A 21,828-nucleotide genomic window follows, 5' to 3' on the forward strand; every position below is an offset into this window, starting at 1 on the left:
TCGCGCAGGCGCTGCACACCGCCGCCGGGCAGCGCAGTGCCCGCAAGGCCGCCGACCCGGTCCGGCTCCAGGTCGATCCGCTGGCCCTGTTCTGACCCCGTCCGCGGGCTGACGTGCCGCGCCCGGATCGTCGCCGACGGTTGGTGACCAGGGGTTTGTCGCACACCTCGTGCGGCAAATCGGTAAACAGCGCGTGATAGCCTTTCCCGTCATGCCCGGGCGGACGACGGCTCCAGGTCGCGGCGCGGCGTCAGACGCGCCGAGCTGGAGTTGGCGGACGACGGCTCCAGGTCGCGGCGCGGCGTCAGACGCGCCGAGCTGGAGTTGTCGGAGGGTCGCGCGCACCGACGGCAGCGCGGGGAGCCGAGGCCAAATCGATGATGTCAATCAGCCGGTGAGCAGGGGTGGACCAGTCGTGACCGTTCGTCAGTCGATCGTCTTCAACGGTGACCTCGGCAGCGGCAAGAGCACCGTCTCCGTCGAGATCGCCAAGCGGCTGAACATGCGCCGGGTCAGCGTCGGCGACCTCTACCGGCAGATGGCCGAGGAGCGGCAGATGACCGCCCTCCAGCTGAACCTGCACGCCGAGCTGGACCAGGCCGTCGACGGCTACGTCGACCAGCTCCAGCGGGACATCGCCGCCTCCGGTGAGCGGCTGGTGATGGACTCCCGGCTGGCCTGGCACTTCTTCACCGACGCGCTCAAGGTGCACATGATCACCGAGCCGACCGAGGCGGCTCGCCGGGTGCTGGCACGGCCGTCCGGCCCCGCGGAGAGCTACACCTCGGTCGAGGAGGCGAAGGCCAAGCTCAGGGAGCGCAGCGAGAGCGAGCGTGGCCGGTTCATCGTGCGGTACGGCGTCGACAAGGCCCGGCTGCGCAACTACGACCTGATCTGCGACACCACCCGGGCCACCCCGGAGCAGGTGATCCAGCACGTCATCGACGTGTACGAGGGCCGGCTCGGGGCGGACGTGCTGCGTGACGGCCGGCCGCTGCTGCTGCTCGACCCCGCCCGGGTCTACCCGACCGAGGACGTCGCCGTCCTGCGCGGGCTCTGGGAGTCCGAGTTCGTCGGCGGCGTGGCCGACGCCGGCGACGAGGCCCTGGCGCCGTTGACCATCGGCTACACGGGCGAGTACTTCTTCGCGGTCGACGGGCACCGCCGGCTCAGCGCCGCCCTGCAGAGCGGCTTCTCGCTGGTGCCGGCCCGGCTGGTCGCCGAGGTGGACGAGCCGGTGGTCGGCGGGATGAGCGCGATCGACTACTTCACCGCCCAGACCCGCCCCAGCCTGATCCACGACTGGGAGGCGGCGCACGGCACCCGGCTCTCGTTGCCCGAGCACGCCCTGTTCGGCGGGGACGCGGTGCTGGCCGGGGAGCCGGGCACCGGCGCCTGAGTCACCGCCCGCGCGGGGCGCGGGATCGCCGGACCGGGCGTACCGGAGCATGATGAAGGTCTCCGATCGCTGGGGAGGCCGACCGTGGATCCTGCCGACGCCCTCGAACTGCTGATGTCCCCCGCGGGTCGGGTCGACCCGTACCCGACGTACGAGCAGTTGCGGGCCCACGGGCCGGTCGTCTCGGCCGGGCCGGCCTTCTACCTGGTCACCGGGTACGCCGAGGCCGACGCGATCCTCCGCGACGCCCGGTTCGGGGTGATGGACGACGACCTGCGCGACCAGTTCCTGCCCGGCTGGCGGGAGAGCCCGGCCGCGCTGTCTATCTCCCGGTCGATGCTGCGTACCAACCCGCCCGACCACAGCCGGATGCGGCGGCTGGCGGCCGGCGCCTTCACCCCGCGCCGGATCGCCGCCATGCGGGATGTGGTCCTCGCGCAGGCCGACGAGCTGATCGACGGGATGCTGGCCCGGGGCCGGGACGGGGCGGTGGTCGACTTCCAGGCCGAGTTCGGGTATCCGCTGCCGGTGGGGGTGATCTGCGCGCTGCTCGGGGTGCCGGCGGCCGACCGGCCGCTCTTCCGGCGCTGGGCCACCGACCTCACCGGGATCCTGGAGCCGGAGACCACCCCCGAGGAGCTGGCGGTGGCCGACCGGGGCGCGACCGAGCTGCGCGACTACTTCGCCGAACTGGTCGCGGCCCGCCGGCGGGCTCCGGCCGGCGACCTGACCACGGCGCTGGTGCAGGCGCACGACGGCGACGGCCATAATTCGGCCTCCGGCGAGCGGCTCTCCGGCGACGAGTTGCTGGCCAACCTGATCGTGCTGCTGGTGGCCGGCTTCGAGACCACCACCAACCTGCTCGGCAACGGCCTGGTCGTGCTGCTGGACCATCCCCGCGCGGCGGCGGCGCTGCGCGACGATCCCGAGTTCGCCCCCGGTTGCGTCGAGGAGCTGCTCCGGTACGACTCCCCGGTGCAGCTCACCTCCCGGATGAGCACCGCCCCGGCCCGGCACGGCGACGTCGACCTGCCCGCCGGGAGCTGGACGATCGTGCTGCTCGGCGCGGCGAACCGGGACCCCCGCCGCTACCCGGAGCCGGAGCGCTTCGACCCGTGGCGCCCGCAGGTCCACCCGCTCTCCTTCGGTGACGACGCGTCGCCGGTCACCGATCGCGGTACGCCGGCCGGGACGGCGCGGGCCACTCCGTAGACTGGTACGGCACCACTCGTCCCAGTTGAAGGAGCCACCCCGCGTGACCGTCCAGCCCATCCGTCTGTTCGGGGATCCGGTGCTGCGCACGCCGGCCGATCCGGTCGTCGACTTCGACGCCGAGCTGCGCAAGCTGATCGCCGACCTGACCGACACGATGCGCGAGCAGAGCGGGGCCGGCCTGGCCGCGCCGCAGCTCGGGGTGGGCCTGCGGGTGTTCACCTTCGACGTCGACGACGTCCTCGGGCATCTGGTCAACCCGGTGCTGGAGTTCCCGGACGAGGAGGAGCAGGACGGCCCGGAGGGGTGCCTGTCCATTCCCGGGCTCTATTTCGACACCAAGCGCCGGCAGAACGTCGTCGCCAAGGGCTTCAACGGCTACGGGGACCCGCTGCAGATCGTCGGCACCGGCCTGATGGCCCGCTGCGTCCAGCACGAGACCGACCACCTCGACGGGGTGCTCTTCGTCGACCGGCTCGACGCGGCCGGCCGCAAGGCGGCCATGAAGGCGATCCGCCAGGCCGAGTGGTACGACCCGGCCACCCCGCCGACGGTCAAGGTCAGCCCGCACGCCGCCGGCAACCCGTTCGGCCTGGGGCGGTGACCCGGATGCGCCTGGTCTTCGCCGGCACCCCGGCGGTCGCCGTGCCCGCCCTGGACGCCATTGCCGCGTCCGGCCACGAGCTGCTGGCCGTGGTCACCCGACCCGACGCCCCCGCCGGGCGGGGCCGGGGCCTGGTCCGCTCGCCCGTCGGCGCCTGGGCCGACGCGCACGGCGTCGAGGTGCTCACGCCGGCGAAGCCGCGCGAGCCGGAGTTCCTGGACCGGCTCCGCGAGCTGGCCCCGGACTGCGTTCCGGTGGTCGCGTACGGCGCGCTGGTGCCGCCGGTGGCGCTCGAGATCCCCCGGTACGGCTGGATCAACCTGCACTTCTCCCTGCTGCCCGCGTGGCGTGGCGCGGCACCGGTCCAGCACGCCGTGCTGCACGGCGACCAGCTCACCGGCGCCAGCGTGTTCCAGCTGGAGGCGGGGCTGGACACCGGCCCGGTGTACGGCACGGTGACCGACGAGATCCGACCCACCGACACCTCCGGCGACCTGCTGGAGCGGCTCGCCCACGCCGGTGCCGGCCTGCTGGTGGCCGTGTTGGACGCCCTCGCGGCGGGCACCGCCCGGGCCGAGCCGCAGCCCGCCGACGGGGTGACCCTCGCGCCGAAGCTGACCGTCGAGGACGCCCGGGTCCGCTGGACCGATCCGGCGTTCGCGGTCGACCGGCGGATCCGCGCCTGCACGCCGGCCCCCGGCCCGTGGACCACCTTCCGCGGCGACCGGGTGAAGCTCGGCCCGGTCAGCCCGGTGGCGAACGGCCCGGAGCTGAAACCGGGCGAGCTGCTGGTCGAGAAGTCCCGGGTGCTGGCCGGTACGGCCACCGGGCCGGTGCAGCTCGGCGAGGTGCGGGCGGCCGGCAAGAAGGCCATGTCGGCGAGCGACTGGGCGCGCGGCGCCCGGGTCTCCGCCGGCGAGGTGCTCGCGTGACGGGGCCGTCCGAGCCCCGGGGCGACGGTTTCCCCGCCGACCGCCCGCGCGGCGGGTCGGCGCGCCCGTCCGACGACCGCGGCGGCCGCCCGGACGCCGAGCGCGGGGGCCAGCGGTACGCCGGTGGCGGGCGGTCCGGCGCCGGCGACCGGTTCCGCGAGGGCGGTCGGCCGACCGGCGGGCAGCGTGGTGAGCGCCCCGGCCGGCGGGCCGAAGGGGCGGCCCGCGAGGGGCGCTTCGCCGGCGACCGGCGCGGCGGCCGTCGCCCGGCACGCCCCGCCGTCGACCTGCCCCGGCACGTGGCGTACCAGGCGATCGCCGCGGTGCACCGGGACGACGCGTACGCCAACCTGGTGCTGCCCGCGCTGCTGCGCGAGGAGGGGCTGACCGGCCGGGACGCTGCCTTCGCCACCGAGCTGACCTACGGCACGCTGCGGCGCACCGGCACCCTGGACGCGATCATCACCGACGCGGCCGGGCGGGACGTGCAGCGGATCGACCCGCCGGTGCGGGACGCGCTGCGGCTCGGGGCCTACCAGCTGCTGCACACCCGGGTGCCGGCGCACGCGGCAGTCTCGTCCACCGTGGACCTGGTCCGGGCCGTCGGACCGGGCGCCACCGGCTTCGCCAACGCGGTGCTGCGCGAGGTGGCCACCCGGGACGCCGACGGCTGGGTGGCGAGGCTCGCCCCGTCGCTGGAGACCGACCCGATCGGGCACCTGGCGCTGGCGTACAGCCATCCGCAGTGGATCGTGCGGGCCTTCATGGAGGCGCTCGGCGGCGACCTGGGCGAGACCACCCGGCTGTTGATCGAGGACAACGAGCGCCCCCCGGTGCACCTGTGCGCCCGGCCGGGCCTGGCCGACCCGGTGGCGCTGGCCGACGAGGTCGGCGGGGCGCCCGGCGCCTTCTCTCCGTACGCGGTCTACCTGTCCGGCGGCGCACCGGGCGAGCTGCCGGCGGTGGCCGAGGGGCGCGCCCACGTCCAGGACGAGGGTTCCCAGTTGGTGGCGAACGCCCTGGCCGTCGCCCCGCTGGACGGCCCCGACGGCCGTTGGCTGGACCTGTGCGCCGGGCCGGGCGGCAAGGCCGGCCTGCTCGGCGCCCTCGCCGCGCAGCGCGGCGCCCGGCTCACCGCCGTCGAGGTGGCCGAGCACCGGGCCCGGCTGGTCGCCCAGGCCACCCGCGGGCTGCCGGTGAGCGTGCTCAACACCGACGGGCGCACCGTCGGCGCCGACCCGAAGCTGCCCGAGGGGCACTTCGACCGGGTGCTGGTCGACGCCCCGTGCACCGGGCTGGGCTCGCTGCGCCGCCGGCCGGAGTCGCGCTGGCGGCGCCAGCCGGCGGACCTGCCGCCGCTGACCCGGTTGCAGCGGGAACTGCTCACCGCGGCGCTGCGCGCGGTGCGGCCGGGCGGGCTGGTCGCGTACGTGACCTGCTCGCCGCACACGGTGGAGACCCACGTGACGGTGACCGAGGCGTCCCGCCGCTGCGGCTTCCCGGTCGACTTCGTCGACGCCCGACCGCTGCTGCCGCCCGGCATGCCGGGCCTCGGAGACGGCCCCACGGTGCAGCTCTGGCCACACCGCCACGGCACCGACGCCATGTTCCTGGCCGTCCTCCGCAGAGCCTGACCCCCGTTTGGCGGGTTGATCAAGGAGTTTGCGTCCGGAGACCGCCGCGGCTCTCGGCGACGCGAACTCCTTGATCGACCGGCGGGGCACGGCGGCAGCCGGCTGCCGTGGTGGGTCATCCCGGCGGGGGGAGTGTTCAGGCGGGATGTGACACCCCGTTGACTCTCTGATCGATACATGTAACTGTTCCGATCACCGGTCCGTCGACCCGGGGCGCCCACCGGAGCCCACGGGTCACGCTCCACCCCGCCCGTACGCCCCGCCGACCTCCACGAGGAGTCGCCATGAGACGTGCCACCCCGACCGCGGGCCTCGCGCTCGCCCTGTTCGCCGCGATGACGGCGACCCTGGCCGGGACCTCCGCCTCCGCCGCCCCGGCGGCCGCGGCACCCGCCCTGGCCGCCGCCGCGGCACCGGACATCTCGATCACCAACGTCCAGGCCCACCTGACCCAGCTCAACACCATCGCCACCAACAACGGCGGCACCCGCCGGGCCGGCTCGGCCGGCTACACCGCCTCGGTGGCGTACGTGAAGGCCAAGCTCCAGGCCGTCGGCTACACGGTCACCGAGCAGAACTGCACCACCTGTACCTACCCGGCGAGCAACCTGATCGCCGAGTGGCCGCAGGGCCCCGCCGACCAGGTCATCATGTTCGGCGCCCACCTGGACAGCGTCTCCGCCGGCCCGGGCATCAACGACAACGGCTCCGGCTCGGCCACCCTGCTGGAGAACGCCCTGGTGCTGGCGCAGCAGAACCCGTCCATGACGAAGCGGGTCCGGTTCGCCTGGTGGAACGGCGAGGAGCAGGGCCTGCAGGGCTCGAAGCACTACGTCAGCCAGCTCACCGCGACGCAGAAGAGCTACATCAAGGCGTACTACAACTTCGACATGGTGGGCTCGCCCAACGGTGGCTACTTCATCAACCGGGTCACCTCCACCACGGCCGCCCCGCTGAAGGCGTACTGGGACTCGTTCGGCCTGCAGCCGGAGGAGAACACCGAGGGGCAGGGCCGCAGCGACGACTACTCGTTCGCCAACGCCGGCATCCAGACCTCCGGGTACGCGGCCGGCGCCAGCTACACCAAGACGGCGGCCCAGGCCACCAAGTGGGGCGGCACCGCCGGGGCGGCGTACGACTCCTGCTACCACAAGGCCTGCGACACCACCAGCAACATCAATGCGACCATCCTCAACCGCAGCGCCGACGGCGTGGCGTACACGATCTGGCAGCTCGCGGTCGGCACCGGCACGCCGACCAACGACTTCTCCGTCGCGGTGAGCCCGACCTCCGGCAGCGTCCCCCAGGGCGGCTCCACCACCGCCACCGTCAGCACCGCCACCACCAGCGGCAGCGCCCAGACGGTCAGCCTGTCCGCGTCGGGCGCCCCGAGCGGGGTGACGGTGAGCTTCAGCCCGTCCTCGGTGACCTCGGGCGGCTCGGCCACCATGACGGTCAACGCCTCGTCGACGGCCGCCCCCGGCAGCTACACCATCACGGTCACCGGCACCGGCTCGGTCACCCACACCGCCACCTACAGCCTCACCGTGACCGGCACCGGCGGCTGCGCGGGCGGCCAGCTCATCGGCAACAGCAGCTTCGAGTCGGGCACCACCCCGTGGACCGCCACCTCCGGTGTGATCACCAGCTCGACCGGCCAGGCGGCCCGGACCGGATCGTACAAGGCCTGGCTGGACGGGTACGGCACCTCGCACACCGACACCCTGTCCCAGTCGGTGACCCTCCCGACCGGGTGCAGCAGCTACACCCTCGCGTTCTGGCTGCACATCGACAGCGCCGAGACCACCACCACGACCGCCTACGACAAGCTGACCGTGCAGGTCGGCAGCACCACGCTGGCGACGTACTCGAACCTGAACAAGGCCACCGGCTACACCCAGCGCACCTTCAACCTCGCCGGGTACGCCGGCCAGACGGTGACGCTGAAGTGGACCGGCGTCGAGGACGTCTCCCTGCAGACCAGCTTCGTCATCGACGACGTGACGCTGCAGGTCGGCTAGGCGGTCCGGCCGGGGCGGGGCGGGCGCCGGCCCGGCCCGCCCCGCTCACCGGATCGGCAGCGCCTTGCTGCCGGCGCCCTTGAGCGAGCGGGTCAGCGTCCGGTCCGACAACCACAGGAAGCACTGCACGCCCCGGTTGCCGTCCTTCCACTCCTCCTCGCCGTAGGGGTGGTAGATGATGGTGCCGGCCCGGTACTGCATGTCGCTGTTGTCCGGCACCTTGACGTACTTGGCGACCAGGCTGCGGCACGCCTTGTGCGCGCGCTGCGCGGAGCGGTTGAACTCCGCGTACGGGACGTCGGGGAACTGGTAGACCCCGACGAACTCCGCGCGGTGCTTCGCGGTGCAGGCGACCGCCCGCATCTCGTCGATCTCGTCCTTGACCAGCTTCGGGTTGAAGCACCCGTACGCCAGCGGGGAGCCCGGCTTGAGCGTGCCCCGCAGGGTGCCGGTGCGCGCGGTGACGCTGCCGTCGTCGAGGCTGGCCACCTCGGCGACGTCGCAGCGGAACCAGCGGGCCCCGCCCTTCCAACCGGGCGCCGAGGGGAACACGACGGAGAGCAGCAGCCGGCCGCTGTGCCAGTCCGCCCCGACGGCCTTGGTGACCTGCTGGTCGCACTGCGTCCGGGCGGTGCGCACCCCGTTCGACCCCGGGCGCGGCGGCGTGGACCGCTCGGCGTCCGGGCCGGTCAGGGTGCCCACGTACAGGGTCTCGGCCCGGTGCGAGACGGCGCAGTCGACCGGGTTGTAGCCGCTCAGGTAGCCGACGTCCTGGATGCTGGAGTGGCAGGCACCGACCTCCGGCACGAAGGCCTTGGCGGCCGGCAACGCGCGCCAGTCGTCGGCCAGGTCCCGGTCCACCCCGCCCGGGGCGCCGCAGCCCGCGAGCGCCAGGCCCGCCGTCACGCTCACGGCGGCCGCCGTCCACCATCGCCGCATCGCACCGACCTCCCCGTCGTCGTGGTCGCGCCGGCCTGGCGGCGTCGACCATTCCCGCTCGGCGTTACCGCGCGGCGATCCGGAACGATCGACCGCCACGGCGGTGGAGCATACGGTACCGGGGGCTCAGATGACGGGTAGTCCCTCCGGGCCGGCACGGCGTGCGGAACGTGACCGTCCCGGTTGGAGTTTCGCCATCTTTCCGCCATTCGGCCAGTCACGCCTGGCCTCTCGTTCCGCCGAACCGCTCCGGACGGGCTCATTGCGCACCCGGTGTCACGTCCGGATCACCAGGAGTCTCCGTCGGTGCCGCGCTGTGAGCGGCGGATGACCGCATTCGTACACTGGCCCGGTGACCGTACCGCCGCCGATCATCGCCCCCAGCATCCTGGCCGCCGATTTCGCCCGCCTCGCCGACGAGGTCCGCGCCGTCGAGCACGCCGCCGACTGGTTGCACGTGGACGTCATGGACAACCACTTCGTGCCGAACCTGACCATCGGGCTGCCGGTGGTGCAGAGCCTGCGGGCGGCGACCGAGCTTCCCTTCGACGTGCATCTCATGATCGAGGACCCGCGCCGCTGGGCGCCCGGGTACGCCGACGCCGGGGCGTACAACGTCACGTTCCACGCCGAGGCCTGCGACGATCCGGTGGCGCTGGCCAAGGACCTGCGCTCGGCCGGCGCCAAGGCGGGGCTGGCCATCGACCGGGACACCCCGATCGAGCCGTACCTGGAGCTGCTGCCCAGCTTCGACACGCTGCTGATCATGACGATCAAGGCCGGCTTCGGCGGCCAGCGGTTCATCCCGCAACTGCTCGACAAGGTGCGCGCCGCCCGCCGGCACGCCTCCGCCGGCCACCTGGAGCTGCGCATCGAGGTCGACGGCGGGATCGCCGCCGACACCATCGAGCAGGCCGCCGCGGCCGGCGCCGACGCGTTCGTCGCGGGCACCGCGGTCTACGGCGCCGACGACCCCGCCGAGGCGGTACGCCGGTTGCGCGGGCTGGCGGAACGCGCGACTACCGGGGCCTGACGTGGACCCGGCCGGCGATCGACCCGACGTCATCCTGGTCGTCGACGACGACGCGGACATCGCCCGATTCGTCGAGTTCAACCTGCGGTTGCACGGCTTCGAGGTGCTGCACGCCGGCGACGGCCAGGAGGCCCTGGAGGTCATCGAGCGGCAGCGGCCGGACCTGGCCGTGGTGGACCTGATGATGCCCCGGATCGACGGTCTGGAGCTGACCCGCCGGCTGCGCGCCGACCCGATGACCTCGGCCCTGCCGGTGATCATGCTGACCGCCAAGGGCATGACCGTGGACAAGGTCAACGGCCTCGCCGCCGGCGCGGACGACTACCTGGTCAAGCCCTTCGACACCGCCGAACTGGTCGCCCGGGTCAGCTCCACGCTGCGGCGCAACAAAGAGTTCCGGGAGGTCTCCCCGCTGACCGGCCTCCCCGGCAACAGCCGGATCCGCCGGGAGATCAGCGACCGGGTCCGCAACGGCACCGACTACGCCGTCGGCTACATCGACATCGACCGGTTCAAGAGCGTCAACGACCGGTACGGCTTCGTCCGCGGCGACGAGTTCATCTCCGCCCTGGCCCGCAGCCTGCACCGGGCGGTCGTCTCGATCGGGCTGCCGCCGGCCTTCCTCGGCCACGTCGGCGGCGACGACTTCGTCATCGTCTGCGCACCCGCCCAGATCCGGCCGCTGACCAGCCGGGCCGTGGTCGACTTCGAGAAGGCCGCCGATGCCCTCTACGACCCGACCGACCGGGAGCGCGGCTTCGTCGAGCTGAAGGACCGGCGCGGCAACATCCGGCGGGCCGCCCTGGTCACCCTCTCCATCGGGGTCTCCCTCTCCGACGCCAGCAAGCGGTTCACCGACCCCCTCGAGGCGATCGCGGTGGCGTCGGAGATGAAAACGGTCGCCAAGAGCCAACCCGGGTCGTACGTCGCGGTCGACCGGCGTAGGGGCGTCCCGTGACACCCCTGTTCTTCCTGTGAGGTACCTCGCCTCTGTGGCGCCACCCCCGCCATAACGTGTAAGACTTCCCGTGTACCCACCACGCGCTGGCGGGGCTCGGTGAAATTCCGAACCGGCGGTGATCCACGGTCCGACCGTGGTAAGCCCGCGACCCGGACGGCTTCGGCCGGACGGTGGACCTGGTGAGAATCCGGGGCCGACGGTTGGGGAGCGGTTCGTCCGCCCTCCAGACAGTCCGGATGGGAGACAGCGCGCGGGACGGGGAGGCCCCTGCCGGCCGCCGCGTTGTCGGCTGCCGCCCGGGCTCTCCGGGGTCGGCTCCGCCGTCCTCGGGATCTCCGCCGCCGCCTGTCCGCGGCATCCGTGCCGCCGTTCCCGACCCCGCCGCGCGCGACCGGCGAGCGAGAGGGCAGGGGCAGGCGATGGCGAGCGTCTCCATCGACGAGGCGATGCGTCGCGCGATCACGCTGGCCGCCCGCGGCCTCGGCACCACCAGCCCCAACCCGGTGGTCGGCTGCGTGCTCCTCGATCCGGACGGCGAGATCGTCGGGGAGGGATTCCACGCGTACGCCGGCGGCCCGCACGCCGAGATCGTCGCCCTCGCCCAGGCCGGCAAACGGGCCCGGGGCGGCACCGCCGTGGTCACCCTGGAACCCTGCGACCACACCGGCCGTACCGGCCCGTGCAGCCACGCGCTCATCGCGGCCGGGGTCGCCCGCGTCGTGGTCGCCGTCCCGGACCCCAACCCGGTCGCCTCCGGCGGCGCGGCCACCCTGCGCGCCGCCGGAATCGAGGTCGAGATGGGGGTACGCGCCGACGAGGCCGAGGCCGGCAACATCGCCTGGCTCACCTCGATGCGCCGGGGCTGGCCGTACGTGATCTGGAAGTACGCGGCCACCCTCGACGGGCGCTCGGCCGCCGCCGACGGCAGCAGCATGTGGATCACCTCCGAGGCGGCCCGGATCGACGTGCACGCCCTGCGCGGCACGGTCGACGCGGTGATCGCCGGGGTGGGCACCGTGCTCGCCGACGACCCCCGGCTCACCGCCCGCAACCTGCGCGACGGCACCCTGGCCATCCGGCAGCCGCTGCGCGTGGTGGTGGACAGCTCGGGGCGTACCCCGGCCGAGGCCCGGGTCCGCGACGGCGCCGCCCGGACCTGGATCGCCACCGCCGCGGAGGTCGGCGCCGGCCCGGACGGCCGGGTCGACCTGCCGGCGCTGCTCGCGGAGCTGCACCACCGCGGCGTCCGGGCCGCCCTGCTGGAGGGCGGTCCCCGGCTGGCCGGCGCGTTCCTCGCCGCCGGCCTGGTCGACAAGGTCGTCGGGTACGTCGCGCCGAAGCTGCTCGGCGCCGGGCCCACCGCGCTGCTCGACGCGGGCGTGAAGACCATCGCCGACGCCATCGACCTGGAGCTCACCGACGTTACGCAGGTCGGTCCCGACCTGCGGATCACCGCGCTGCCCCGAAAGAGGGAGGCCTGACATGTTCACCGGCATCGTCGAGGAGTTGGGCGAGGTCGTCCGGACCACCGAGACCGGAGGCGACTCCGCGCTGGTCGCGATCCGCGGCCCGCTGGTCACCTCCGACGCCCGGCACGGTGACTCCATCGCGGTCAACGGGGTCTGCCTGACCGTGGTCGACGTCGACGGCGGTGTCTTCACCGCCGACGTGATGGGGGAGACCCTGCGCCGCACCGCGCTCGGCGCGCTGCGCCCGGGAGACCCGGTCAACCTGGAACGCGCCGCCGCGCTGAACAGCCGGCTCGGCGGGCACCTCGTCCAGGGCCACGTCGACGGGGTCGGCGAGATCGTCGCCCGGGAGCCGGCCGCGCAGTGGGAGACGGTCCGCTTCCGGCTGCCCACCGGGCTCGCCCGGTACGTGGTGGAGAAGGGCTCGATCACCGTCGACGGCGTCTCGCTGACCGTCGCCGAGGTCGGCGACGACTGGTTCGCCGTCGGGCTGATCCCGACCACCCTCAAGCTCACCACCCTCGGCGCCAAGGGCGTCGGGGACCCGGTCAACCTCGAGGTGGACGTGCTGGCCAAGTACGTCGAGCGGCTGCTCGGCGACCGGCTCGCCGGAGGTGCCCGGTGAGCGGCCCGCTCGGCTGGCTGCTCGACGCCCAGGTCCACGTCGCCGGCTCGCCGGTGCTGGTCCGGGAGATCGTCGGCAACGTCTTCGGGCTCGGCTCCGCGCTGTTCGGGCTGCGCCGGCTGGTCTGGGCCTGGCCGGTCGGCATGATCGGCAACGCGCTGCTGTTCACCGTCTTCCTCGGCGGGGTGTTCGCCACCCCGCAGGCGCACGACCTCTACGGCCAGGCCGGCCGGCAGGTCTTCTTCTTCGCGGTCAGCGCGTACGGCTGGTGGCGCTGGTCGCGCAACCGCCAGGCCGGCGGCGGGGAGCAGCCGGCGGTCATCCCGCGCTGGGCCACCTGGCGGGAGCGGCTCGGCCTGCTCGCCGCCGCCGTGGCCGGCACCGCCGCCGCCTACCCGGTGCTGGCCGCGCTCGGCTCCTGGGGGCCGCTGCCGGACGCCTGGATCCTGATCGGCAGCCTGCTCGCCACGTACGGCATGGCCCGCGGCTGGGTGGAGTTCTGGCTGATCTGGGTCGCGGTGGACGCGGTCGGGGTGCCGCTGCTGCTGCAGGGCGGCTTCTACCCGTCGGCCGCCATGTACCTGGTCTACGGCGGGCTGTGCCTGGCCGGCCTGGCCGCCTGGTGGCGCACCTCCCGGACCACCCCGCCCGCCCGCACCCCGATCCCGCCGACGTACTCGGAGGCCGTGGCATGAGCACCTTTGGCTCTATCGAGCAGGCGGTGGCGGACATCGCCGCCGGCCGGCCCGTCGTCGTGGTCGACGACGAGGACCGGGAGAACGAGGGCGACCTGATCTTCGCGGCCGAGCTGGCCACCCCGGAGCTGGTCGCGTTCATGGTCCGGTACACCTCCGGCTACATCTGCGTGCCGCTCACCGAGAGCGAGTGCGACCGGCTGGACCTGCCGCCCATGCACCACACCAACCAGGACCGGCGGGGCACCGCGTACACGGTGACCGTGGACGCCCGGGAGGGGATCAGCACCGGCATCTCGGCGGCCGACCGGTCGCACACCATCCGGCTGCTCGCCGACGCGGCCACCGACCCGACCGACCTGGCCCGCCCCGGGCACGTGGTGCCGCTACGCGCCCGGGAGGGCGGGGTGCTGCGCCGGCCCGGGCACACCGAGGCGGCCGTCGACCTGACCCGGCTGGCCGGGCTGCGCCCCGCCGGCGTGCTCTGCGAGCTGGTCAACGACGACGGCACCATGATGCGCCTGCCCGACCTGGAGAAGTTCTGCGCCGAGCACGGGCTGACCCTGATCACCATCGCCGACCTGATCGCGTACCGGCGGCGCACCGAGAAGCAGGTGGAGCAGGTCGCCGACGCGCGGATGCCCACCCCGTACGGGGTGTTCCGGGCGCTCGGCTACCGCAGCGACTTCGACTCGGCCGAGCACGTGGCGCTGGTCATGGGGGACCTCGGCGACGGGCGGGACGTGCTGGTCCGGGTGCACTCCGAGTGCCTCACCGGGGACGTCTTCGGCTCGCTGCGCTGCGACTGCGGCCCGCAACTGCAGGCCGCCCTGGCCCGGGTCGGCCAGGAGGGGCGCGGGGTGGTGCTCTACGTGCGCGGGCACGAGGGGCGCGGCATCGGGCTGCTGCACAAGCTCCAGGCGTACCAGCTGCAGGACCAGGGCCGGGACACCGTGGACGCGAACCTCGACCTGGGGCTGCCCGCCGACGCCCGCGACTACGGCACCGGCGCGCAGATCCTCTACGACCTCGGCGTCCGCTCGATGCGGCTGCTGACCAACAACCCGGCCAAGCGGGCCGGCCTGGAGGGGTACGGCCTCACGGTGAGTGGCCGCGAGGGGCTGCCCATCCGGTCGAACCCGGAGAACGTGCGTTACCTGCGGACCAAGCGGGACCGGATGGGCCACCTCCTGGAGGGGCTGGACGAGGTGACCGAGGCGCCGATGGGCCGCCCGGTCGCCGGCGACGAGATCGGAGCGTAGGCATGGCGGGTTTCGGGGAACCGGGCGTCACCGTGGTGGACGCCGACGGGCTGACCGTCGGCATCGTGGCCGCGCGCTGGCACGGCGACCTCACCGACCACATGGTGGAGCGGGCGGTGGCCGCCGCCGAGGCGTGCGGCGCACGGTCCGTGGTGGCCCGGGTGGCCGGCTCGGTGGAGCTGCCCGTGGTGGCCCAGGCGATGGCCCGCCGGTACGACGTGGTGGTGGCGCTCGGCGTGGTGGTCCGGGGTGCCACGGCCCACTTCGACTACGTCTGCCAGTCGGTGACCGAGGGGCTGACCCGGGTCGCGCTGGACGAGGGCAAGCCGGTGGCGCACGGGGTGCTCACCGTGGACACCATCGAGCAGGCCCGCGACCGGGCCGGCCTGCCCGGCTCGGCGGAGGACAAGGGTTGGGCCGCCACCGTCGCGGCGCTCGACGCCGCGCTGGCCATCCGTGGCCTGGACGCCACCAACGGCCGTCGGGTCGGCTTCGCCTGACACCGGCGGGGTCAGAGCCGGCCGGCCTCGATGATCCGGCGCAGGAACTGCCGGGTGCGCGGCTGGGTCGGCTCGCCGAGCACCTGCGCGGGCGGGCCGGCCTCCACCACCCGCCCCCCGTCGAGGAAACAGACCTGGTCGGCGACCTCGCGGGCGAAGCCCATCTCGTGGGTGGCGAGCACCATGGTCATCCCGTCCGCCTTGAGGTCGCGGATCATCGCCAGCACCTCGCCGACCAACTCCGGGTCCAGCGCGGAGGTGACCTCGTCCAACAGCATCAGCCGGGGCGAGTTGGCCAGCGCCCGGACGATCGCGACCCGCTGCTGCTGCCCGCCGGAGAGCCGGTCCGGGTAGGCGTCCGCCTTCGCCCCCAACCCGACCCGGTCGAGCAGTTCCCGGGCCTGGGCCTCGGCTTCGGCCCGGGCCCGGCGGTGCACCCGGCGCGGGGCGAGGGTGACGTTCTCCAGCACGGTCAGGTGCGGGAAGAGGTTGTACGACTGGAACACCATCCCGATCCGGCGGCGGACCAGGTCAGGATTCACCCGGGGATCGGAGATCTCCGCCCCGTCCAGCTCGATGACCCCGTCGTCCAGCTCCTCCAGCAGGTTGACGCAGCGCAGCAGGGTCGACTTGCCCGAGCCGGACGCCCCGATCAGGGCGACCACCTGGTGCTCGTCGACGGTGAGGTCGAGCCCGTCGAGCACCACGTGGTCGCCGAACTCCTTGCGCAGCCCACGGCAGGTCAGCACGGGCATCTCAACCTCCGGACTGGCGTCGGGCCGCCCGCAGCGTCACCCAGTCGGTGACCGCGATGAGCGGGATGGCGAGGAGCACGAACAGCGCCCCGGCCAGGATGTAGGGGGTGTAGTTGAAGGTCTCCGCGGTGGCGATCTGGGCGGCGCGGACCGCGTCGATCGGGCCGGCCAGCGAGACCAGCCCGACGTCCTTCTGCAACGCCACCACGTCGTTGAGCAGGGGCGGGGCGACCCGCCGCACGGCCTGCGGCAGCACCACGTGCCGCATGGTCTGCCGGTAGGTCAACCCCAACGACCGGGCGGCGGCGAGCTGGCTCGGGTGGACCGACTCGATGCCGGCCCGGAACACCTCCGCCAGGTAGCCGCCGTAGGTGAGCACCAGCGCGAGCGCGCCCAGCACCAGCACCGGCGGCATCCCGCGCAACCGCAGCCCGGGCACGCCGAGGGTGAGCACGTAGAGCACGATGATCAGCGGCAGGCCGCGGAAGGTGTACGTGTAGCCGGCGGCGAGCGCCCGTACCGGGAAGAAGACCGGGCCGCGCAGGGTCCGCAGCAGCGCGATCAGCAGCCCGAGCAGCAGCGCGCCGACGGCGCAGCAGACCAGCAGCCGCACGTTGAGCCACAGCCCGGTGAGCACCGCCGGCAGGGCGTCCCGGGCGACCGCCGGGTCCAGGAACGACTCCCGGACCCGGTCCCAGCCGGGCGCGCCGGTGACGGCGAGGACCAGCAGCGTGCCGAGCACCGCCGTGGATGCGGCGGCGACCAGCACGCTGCGTACGGTCTGCCGGCGGCGGTACTCCGCCCGCCGCCGCTGAGCCGCCGAGGGGGTGTGTTCGAGCAGGCTCACGTCAGCTCAGGTGCCCCGGCCACCTGGGCGAGCCACTTCTGCTCCAGCTGCTTGAGCGTGCCGGCCTCGTCGAGCTGACCAACGGCCGCGTTGACGCAGCCGGTGAGCGGCGAGTTCTTGTCCAGCAGCAGGCCGAACGCCTCCGGCGCGCCCACCTGCGGCACCTGGCCGACGATGGTGGCGTCGGTGAGCTCCGCGCCGGTGATGTAGAAGGCGGTCGGCAGGTCCACGACCAGCCCGTCGAGCTGGCCGTTCTGCAGCGCCTTCTTGGCGTCGTCGTTGCTGTTGTAGACCCGGGGCGCGCGGGTCGGCTTGATCACGTCGGTGATCGCCTGGTAGCTGGTGGTGCCGACCTGCGCGCCGAGGGTCGCGTCCTTCAGGTCGGCCAGCGACTTCTTCCCGGCGATCTTCGAGGACTTGAGCGCGATCACCGTCTGCCGGACGAGGTAGTACGGCGCGGAGAAGTCGACCGCCTTCTTGCGTTCCTCGGTGATCGAGAACTGGTTGATGTCGAAGTCGAAGTTCTTCGGGCCGGGCGCGATGGCGGTGTCGAACTTGACCCGGGTCCAGGTGACGTCCGCGCGGGCGTACCCGAGCTTCTCGGCGACCGCGTACGCGACGGCGGCCTCGTAGCCCTCGCCGCTGTCCGGCTTGTTGCCACGGAACCACGGCTCGTACGCCGGCTCGTCGGTGGCGACGGTGAGTTTCCCCGGGGTGCGGGTCGGCAGGTTCGCCTTGGCGCAGGACGCGGTGGCGGTGGGGGAGGCGGCGCTGGTCGTCGGGTCGTCCTGCGGGGCGCAGCCGGCCGCCGCGACGGCGGCGACGACGGCGAGGGTGAGCGCGATGGGGCGTGAGCTGCGGGCCATGGCCGACAGCGTAGAGAGTTCCCCGAATCCTGCCGACGCCTGTCCCACCAGTCAGGTAGGAATCGACACCGGTGGGCTGCCCCGGCCGTGGCGAGGATGACGAGCCGGACCCGGCGCGCGTGGTCACCGGGTGCGGCTGGAAGAATCGCCTGCCGTGAAGACGTTCGAGGAGTTGTTCGCCGAGCTGCAGGCCAAGGCCGCCGCCGGCACCCCGGGCTCGGGCACGGTCGCCGCGCTCGAGAAGGGGGTGCACTTCATCGGCAAGAAGGTGGTCGAGGAGGCGGCCGAGTCGTGGATGGCCGCCGAGCACGAGGGCCCGGAGCGCGCTGCCGAGGAGATCTCGCAGCTGCTCTACCAGGCCCAGGTGCTGATGCTCGCCACCGGTCTCGAGCTGAAGGACGTCTACCGACATCTGTGAGTGCCGCCGTCCGCTGATCATCTGATCGATCGAAGGAGCACTCCAATGCTGCGTGTCGCCGTACCCAACAAGGGGGCGCTGGCCGAGTCGGCCGCCCAGATGCTGCGCGAGGCGGGATACCGCCAGCGCACCGACCCGAAGGACCTGGTCTGCCGGGACGAGCCCAACGACATCGAGTTCTTCTACCTCCGCCCCAAGGACATCGCCACCTACGTCGGCTCCGGTGACCTCGACGTCGGCATCACCGGCCGGGACCTGCTGGTCGACTCCGGCGCCCCGGCCGAGGAGATCGTCGACCTGAACTTCGGCCGGGCCACCTTCCGCTTCGCCGCCCGCCCCGACGACGTCGACTCCGTCCAGCAGCTCGGCGGGCACCGGATCGCCACCGCGTACCCCGGGCTGGTCGAGCGGCACCTGGCCGAGCTCGGCGTCAAGGCCGACGTGATCCGCCTGGACGGCGCCGTGGAGAACGCCATCCGCCTCGGCGTGGCGGACGTGGTCGCCGACGTGGTGGAGACCGGCGCCACGCTGCGCCAGGCCGGCCTGGTGGTCTTCGGCGAGCCGCTGCTGCGCTCCTCGGCGGTGCTGGTCCGCCGGGTCGGCGCGTCCGGCTCCGCCCAGCAGGAGCAGTTGCTGCGCCGGCTGCACGGCGTGCTGGTCGCCCGCCGCTACGTGATGCTCGCCTACGACGTACCGGCCGGCCTGCTGGACCGGGCCAGCTCGCTCACCCCCGGCATCGAGTCGCCGACCGTCTCCCCACTGCACCGGGAGGGCTGGGTCGCGGTGCAGGCGATGGTCCTGCGCGACGACGTGCACCGGATCATGGACGAGCTCTACGAGCTCGGCGCCCGGGCCATCCTGGTCACCAACATCCACGCCTGCCGGCTGTGAGGCCGCTGCCGGTCCCGGCCGCCCTGTCCGTGGTCGTCCTGGGCGGGGCGGCCTCGGCCGCGCAGGGCCTGGTCAACTCGGAGCTGGGCGAGCGGGCCGGCGACCCGGTGCTCGGCGCGGTGGTCAACAACCTCGGCGGCAGCCTGCTGATCCTGGTCGGGCTGCTGGTGCTGCCCTCGATGCGGGCCGGGCTGGCCACGCTGCGCCGGTCCGCCCTGCCCTGGTGGTCCTACCTGGGCGGGCTGGGCGGCGCGGCGATCGTGGTGATCGGCACGTACGTCGTACCGGTGCTCGGGGTGGCCGTGTTCACCATCGCCCAGGTCGCCGGGGGCAGCCTGGGCGGGCTGGCCGTGGACCGGGCCGGGTTGGCCCCGACCGGCCGGCTGGCGCTCACCGGTCCCCGGGTCGCCGGGGCGCTGCTCGGCGTGGTTGCGGTGACCCTCGCCCAACTGGGTCGGCCGGTCGGCGGCCTGGCGGTCGGGCCGGTCCTGGTGGCGGTCGCCGGCGGCCTGGCGGTGGCCCTGCAGTCCGCGCTCAACGGCCGGGTCTCCGCGGCCGGCACCACCGCCGCCGGGATGGCGGTCAACTTCGCCGTCAGCACCCCGCCCATCCTCGCGGTGGCCGCGCTGGTCGGGGCGTTTGCCGCCTGGCCCCGCTGGCCCGGGCAGTGGTGGCTGTACGGCGGTGGCCTGCTCGGGGTGGTGATCGTGCTCTCGCTGCTGATCGGCGTCCGCGCCGCCGGGGTGCTGCGGACCGGCCTGGCGCTGGTCGCCGGGCAGCTCACCGGGGCGCTGCTGCTGGACACGGTGCTGCCCGGCGGCGCCGGGGTCCGGCTGCCGGTGCTGGCCGGCGCGGCGCTGACCGTGCTGGCGGTGCTGGTGGCCGGGGTACGCCGACGGGTGCCGGTCCGTGTGGCGACGGAACCCGAACCCGAGCCGGATGGCAGACTGGTCGGGTGAGTGAGCGAAGGAGGGCGGCGGCGTGAGCGATTCCGTGGTGACCGTGCGACCGCGCCGGCTCCGGCTGGTCTGCTGGGTGTCGGCCGTCGCCCTGCTGGTGGTGTTCAGCGCGGTGGCCACCTCGCTGACCGGATCCACCGGCGACGGGTACGGCACCTTCCAGCGCGGCGACCAGCTCGCCATGGTCGGGCTGGGCGTCTTCGGCGCCCTCGGCATCCTGCTCTTCACCCGTCCCCGGGTGAAGGCCGACGCGCGGGGCGTCCAGGTCCGCAACGTGATCGGCTCGTACCAGCTGCCCTGGGAGGTCATCCGTGGGGTCCGGTTCGACCGGGGCGCCCCGTGGGCCAGCCTGGAGCTGCACGACGACGATCTGCTGCCGATGGTCGCCCTCCAGGCCGCCGACAAGGAGCACGCGGTGGAGGCCGTCCGCGCCCTGCGCCGCCTGCACCAGGCCCACCTCGCCTCGCTGGCCGCCGACCCCGCCCCCCACTGACCCACCTGCGCCCCGCCCAAGTCCTGCGCTGATCTTCGGGCGTGCGGCCCGGCCCGGTTTGGGGGTGGGTGGGGCAGGGGTGTAGTGTTGCTGAGTCGACCAGACTGCCCCGTCGCTGACGCGCGGTGGTCCTGAAGCGGAGCGCCTGCTCCCACCCGAGTCGCCCCCGAAGGTGGCCGGGTCCGGTCCCCGGTTCCGGGCACGTCCCGGTTCCGGATGCGCGATCATTGGATCGTGCCGACCGGTCGAGCGGGCCCTGGCATGCGCCGGGGCCTTCTGCTTTCCGGGTCGGCTCCCGCCCGGGAGCCCACGGAGTCGGCACCGTAGGAGACTCGACTCGAGGAGGCCCCATCAGCGTCGAACCACGCGTGAACGAGCAGATCCGGGCACGTGAGGTCCGACTGGTCGGCCCTGAAGGTGAGCAGGTGGGCATCGTCCCGCTGGAGCGCGCCCTTCAGCTGGCCGCGGACGTCGACCTGGACCTGGTCGAGGTTGCGCCGATGGCGCGCCCGCCGGTGTGCAAGCTCATGGACTTCGGCAAGTTCAAGTACGAGAGCGCACTGAAGGCGCGCGAAGCGCGGCGTAACCAGCAGCAGACCGTCATCAAGGAGATGAAGCTCCGGCCGAAGATCGACCCGCACGACTACGAGACCAAGAAGGGTCACGTGGTGCGGTTCCTCAAGGCCGGCGACAAGGTCAAGGTGACGATCATGTTCCGCGGTCGCGAGCAGAGCCGCCCGGAGCTGGGTTACCGGCTCCTGCGCCGGCTCGAGTCCGAGATCTCGGAGCTGGGGTACGTCGAGGCCGCGCCGAAGCAGGACGGCCGCAACATGATCATGGTGCTCGCGCCGCACCGCGCCACCAAGGCCGCCGCGGTCGCCGCGACGGCCACCCGGGGCGGATCCCGGGAACGGGCCGCGGAAGGCGCCCCGGAGGCCGGCGAGACCGCAGCAGCCGGTGAGACCGGCACGACCGCTGAGACCAGCGGCCAGTAACAGGGGAGAGACGTTCCACATGCCGAAGATGAAGAGCCACACGGGTATGGGCAAGCGGGTCAAGGTGACCGGCAAGGGCAAGATCGTTGCCCAGCAGGCCGGCCTCCGCCACAACCTGGAGAAGAAGGCCTCCACCCAGACCCGCCGGCTGACCGGCACCGTCGAGCTGGCCAAGGCCGACGTCAAGCGAATCAAGAAGCTGCTCGGCCGCTGACGCGCGCCACCTGAACCGAAGAAGGAGTTGAGATGGCACGCGTCAAGCGGGCTGTGAACGCCCAGAAGAAGCGTCGTACCCTGCTGGAGACCGCGAGCGGCTAC

General features: G+C 73.4%; 22 protein-coding genes, 2 pseudogenes and 1 riboswitch. Of the genes and pseudogenes, 20 read left to right on the forward strand and 4 right to left on the reverse strand.

Annotation, left to right across the window (positions count from 1 at the left end; translation table 11 throughout):
* The first annotated feature begins 415 nt into the window (after nucleotides 1-415).
* The 6 genes and pseudogenes from ONA70_RS22265 (at nucleotide 416) to ONA70_RS22290 (ending at nucleotide 7,802) form a co-directional block, all read left to right on the forward strand.
* Nucleotides 416-1,399, forward strand: a complete 984-nt coding sequence (locus tag ONA70_RS22265) for an AAA family ATPase (RefSeq protein WP_265008413.1) — start codon at nucleotides 416-418, stop codon at nucleotides 1,397-1,399.
* A gap of 84 nt (nucleotides 1,400-1,483) precedes the next feature.
* Nucleotides 1,484-2,548 (forward strand): annotated as a pseudogene (locus ONA70_RS22270) (cytochrome P450); the annotation flags it as partial.
* Between the two features lie 106 nt (nucleotides 2,549-2,654).
* The gene (gene def / locus ONA70_RS22275; protein ID WP_265008414.1) at nucleotides 2,655-3,215 is read left to right on the forward strand and encodes a peptide deformylase; all 561 of its coding nucleotides are present in this window, start codon (nucleotides 2,655-2,657) and stop codon (nucleotides 3,213-3,215) included.
* Nucleotides 3,216-3,220: 5 nt separating this feature from the next.
* A complete protein-coding gene (fmt, locus tag ONA70_RS22280) occupies nucleotides 3,221-4,147 on the forward strand; it encodes a methionyl-tRNA formyltransferase (RefSeq protein WP_265008431.1) in 927 nt (308 codons plus the stop codon).
* Nucleotides 4,144-5,781, forward strand: a complete 1,638-nt coding sequence (locus ONA70_RS22285; protein WP_265008415.1) for an RsmB/NOP family class I SAM-dependent RNA methyltransferase — start codon at nucleotides 4,144-4,146, stop codon at nucleotides 5,779-5,781. Before fmt ends, ONA70_RS22285 begins: the two co-directional genes overlap by 4 nt.
* A 284-nt stretch (nucleotides 5,782-6,065) precedes the next feature.
* Nucleotides 6,066-7,802: a M28 family peptidase gene (locus tag ONA70_RS22290; protein WP_265008416.1), complete on the forward strand. Its 1,737-nt coding sequence runs from the start codon at nucleotides 6,066-6,068 to the stop codon at nucleotides 7,800-7,802.
* A gap of 45 nt (nucleotides 7,803-7,847) precedes the next feature.
* On the opposite strand, the gene ONA70_RS22295 is transcribed toward ONA70_RS22290, so the two are convergent.
* Nucleotides 7,848-8,741, reverse strand: coding sequence for a septum formation family protein (locus tag ONA70_RS22295; protein WP_265008432.1), 894 nt, complete (start codon nucleotides 8,739-8,741; stop codon nucleotides 7,848-7,850).
* 352 nt (nucleotides 8,742-9,093) lie between these two features.
* On the opposite strand from ONA70_RS22295, the gene rpe reads away from it, so the two are divergent.
* The 7 genes from rpe to ribH all read left to right on the forward strand — a co-directional run bounded on the left by rpe (nucleotide 9,094) and on the right by ribH (nucleotide 15,286).
* Nucleotides 9,094-9,774: a ribulose-phosphate 3-epimerase gene (gene rpe / locus ONA70_RS22300; RefSeq protein WP_265008417.1), complete on the forward strand. Its 681-nt coding sequence runs from the start codon at nucleotides 9,094-9,096 to the stop codon at nucleotides 9,772-9,774.
* A 1-nt stretch (nucleotide 9,775) separates the two neighbouring features.
* Complete coding sequence (locus ONA70_RS22305; RefSeq protein WP_265008418.1) at nucleotides 9,776-10,732, forward strand: GGDEF domain-containing response regulator; 957 nt, start codon at nucleotides 9,776-9,778, stop codon at nucleotides 10,730-10,732.
* Between the two features lie 81 nt (nucleotides 10,733-10,813).
* A riboswitch (FMN riboswitch) is annotated at nucleotides 10,814-10,987 on the forward strand.
* A gap of 167 nt (nucleotides 10,988-11,154) precedes the next feature.
* On the forward strand, nucleotides 11,155-12,216 hold the full coding sequence (gene ribD / locus ONA70_RS22310) for a bifunctional diaminohydroxyphosphoribosylaminopyrimidine deaminase/5-amino-6-(5-phosphoribosylamino)uracil reductase RibD (protein ID WP_265008419.1): 1,062 nt from the start codon (nucleotides 11,155-11,157) through the stop codon (nucleotides 12,214-12,216).
* Between the two features lies 1 nt (nucleotide 12,217).
* Nucleotides 12,218-12,829 (forward strand): riboflavin synthase, encoded by a 612-nt coding sequence (locus ONA70_RS22315; RefSeq protein WP_265008420.1) that lies wholly within the window; start codon nucleotides 12,218-12,220, stop codon nucleotides 12,827-12,829.
* A complete protein-coding gene (pnuC, locus tag ONA70_RS22320) occupies nucleotides 12,826-13,524 on the forward strand; it encodes a nicotinamide riboside transporter PnuC (RefSeq protein WP_265008421.1) in 699 nt (232 codons plus the stop codon). Before ONA70_RS22315 ends, pnuC begins: the two co-directional genes overlap by 4 nt.
* On the forward strand, nucleotides 13,521-14,786 hold the full coding sequence (locus ONA70_RS22325; protein ID WP_265008422.1) for a bifunctional 3,4-dihydroxy-2-butanone-4-phosphate synthase/GTP cyclohydrolase II: 1,266 nt from the start codon (nucleotides 13,521-13,523) through the stop codon (nucleotides 14,784-14,786). Before pnuC ends, ONA70_RS22325 begins: the two co-directional genes overlap by 4 nt.
* 2 nt (nucleotides 14,787-14,788) lie before the next feature.
* Entirely contained in the window at nucleotides 14,789-15,286 is a 498-nt protein-coding gene (gene ribH, locus ONA70_RS22330; RefSeq protein WP_265008423.1) for a 6,7-dimethyl-8-ribityllumazine synthase, read from the forward strand.
* A gap of 11 nt (nucleotides 15,287-15,297) precedes the next feature.
* Here the strand turns inward: ribH and ONA70_RS22335 are convergent, their stop codons facing one another.
* The 3 genes from ONA70_RS22335 to ONA70_RS22345 are packed head-to-tail and all read right to left on the reverse strand — an operon-like array spanning nucleotide 15,298 to nucleotide 17,754.
* Nucleotides 15,298-16,041: an amino acid ABC transporter ATP-binding protein gene (locus ONA70_RS22335; protein ID WP_265008424.1), complete on the reverse strand. Its 744-nt coding sequence runs from the start codon at nucleotides 16,039-16,041 to the stop codon at nucleotides 15,298-15,300.
* Between the two features lies 1 nt (nucleotide 16,042).
* A complete protein-coding gene (locus tag ONA70_RS22340) occupies nucleotides 16,043-16,888 on the reverse strand; it encodes an amino acid ABC transporter permease (RefSeq protein ID WP_265008425.1) in 846 nt (281 codons plus the stop codon).
* The gene (locus ONA70_RS22345; RefSeq protein ID WP_265008426.1) at nucleotides 16,885-17,754 is read right to left on the reverse strand and encodes an ABC transporter substrate-binding protein; all 870 of its coding nucleotides are present in this window, start codon (nucleotides 17,752-17,754) and stop codon (nucleotides 16,885-16,887) included. Before ONA70_RS22345 ends, ONA70_RS22340 begins: the two co-directional genes overlap by 4 nt.
* A gap of 154 nt (nucleotides 17,755-17,908) precedes the next feature.
* On the opposite strand from ONA70_RS22345, the gene ONA70_RS22350 reads away from it, so the two are divergent.
* The 7 genes and pseudogenes from ONA70_RS22350 to ONA70_RS22380 all read left to right on the forward strand — a co-directional run.
* A complete protein-coding gene (locus tag ONA70_RS22350; RefSeq protein WP_036375234.1) occupies nucleotides 17,909-18,172 on the forward strand; it encodes a phosphoribosyl-ATP diphosphatase in 264 nt (87 codons plus the stop codon).
* A gap of 45 nt (nucleotides 18,173-18,217) precedes the next feature.
* The gene (gene hisG, locus ONA70_RS22355; protein WP_265008427.1) at nucleotides 18,218-19,063 is read left to right on the forward strand and encodes an ATP phosphoribosyltransferase; all 846 of its coding nucleotides are present in this window, start codon (nucleotides 18,218-18,220) and stop codon (nucleotides 19,061-19,063) included.
* Nucleotides 19,060-20,022, forward strand: coding sequence for a DMT family transporter (locus ONA70_RS22360; protein ID WP_265008428.1), 963 nt, complete (start codon nucleotides 19,060-19,062; stop codon nucleotides 20,020-20,022). Before hisG ends, ONA70_RS22360 begins: the two co-directional genes overlap by 4 nt.
* 22 nt (nucleotides 20,023-20,044) lie before the next feature.
* Nucleotides 20,045-20,515 (forward strand): PH domain-containing protein, encoded by a 471-nt coding sequence (locus ONA70_RS22365; RefSeq protein ID WP_265008429.1) that lies wholly within the window; start codon nucleotides 20,045-20,047, stop codon nucleotides 20,513-20,515.
* A gap of 368 nt (nucleotides 20,516-20,883) precedes the next feature.
* On the forward strand, nucleotides 20,884-21,510 hold the full coding sequence (infC, locus tag ONA70_RS22370; RefSeq protein ID WP_265008430.1) for a translation initiation factor IF-3: 627 nt from the start codon (nucleotides 20,884-20,886) through the stop codon (nucleotides 21,508-21,510).
* A gap of 19 nt (nucleotides 21,511-21,529) precedes the next feature.
* The gene (rpmI, locus tag ONA70_RS22375; RefSeq protein WP_073835294.1) at nucleotides 21,530-21,724 is read left to right on the forward strand and encodes a 50S ribosomal protein L35; all 195 of its coding nucleotides are present in this window, start codon (nucleotides 21,530-21,532) and stop codon (nucleotides 21,722-21,724) included.
* Between the two features lie 32 nt (nucleotides 21,725-21,756).
* Nucleotides 21,757-21,828: pseudogene (locus tag ONA70_RS22380) on the forward strand (50S ribosomal protein L20); the annotation flags it as partial.

It is taken from the genome of Micromonospora yasonensis, from assembly GCF_026013475.1.
Classification (GTDB): domain Bacteria; phylum Actinomycetota; class Actinomycetes; order Mycobacteriales; family Micromonosporaceae; genus Micromonospora; species Micromonospora yasonensis.

Excerpts from the sequence above, each read along its gene's own strand:
- ribD (WP_265008419.1), top strand. The coding sequence starts at position 11,155 with ATGGCGAGCGTCTCCATCGACGAGGCGATGCGTCGCGCGATCACGCTG.
- ONA70_RS22335 (WP_265008424.1), bottom strand. The coding sequence starts at position 16,041 with ATGCCCGTGCTGACCTGCCGTGGGCTGCGCAAGGAGTTCGGCGACCAC.
- ONA70_RS22295 (WP_265008432.1), bottom strand. The coding sequence starts at position 8,741 with ATGCGGCGATGGTGGACGGCGGCCGCCGTGAGCGTGACGGCGGGCCTG.
- ONA70_RS22290 (WP_265008416.1), top strand. The coding sequence starts at position 6,066 with ATGAGACGTGCCACCCCGACCGCGGGCCTCGCGCTCGCCCTGTTCGCC.
- hisG (WP_265008427.1), top strand. The coding sequence starts at position 18,218 with ATGCTGCGTGTCGCCGTACCCAACAAGGGGGCGCTGGCCGAGTCGGCC.
- ONA70_RS22345 (WP_265008426.1), bottom strand. The coding sequence starts at position 17,754 with ATGGCCCGCAGCTCACGCCCCATCGCGCTCACCCTCGCCGTCGTCGCC.
- ONA70_RS22315 (WP_265008420.1), top strand. The coding sequence starts at position 12,218 with ATGTTCACCGGCATCGTCGAGGAGTTGGGCGAGGTCGTCCGGACCACC.
- fmt (WP_265008431.1), top strand. The coding sequence starts at position 3,221 with ATGCGCCTGGTCTTCGCCGGCACCCCGGCGGTCGCCGTGCCCGCCCTG.
- ribH (WP_265008423.1), top strand. The coding sequence starts at position 14,789 with ATGGCGGGTTTCGGGGAACCGGGCGTCACCGTGGTGGACGCCGACGGG.
- rpmI (WP_073835294.1), top strand. The coding sequence starts at position 21,530 with ATGCCGAAGATGAAGAGCCACACGGGTATGGGCAAGCGGGTCAAGGTG.
- ONA70_RS22325 (WP_265008422.1), top strand. The coding sequence starts at position 13,521 with ATGAGCACCTTTGGCTCTATCGAGCAGGCGGTGGCGGACATCGCCGCC.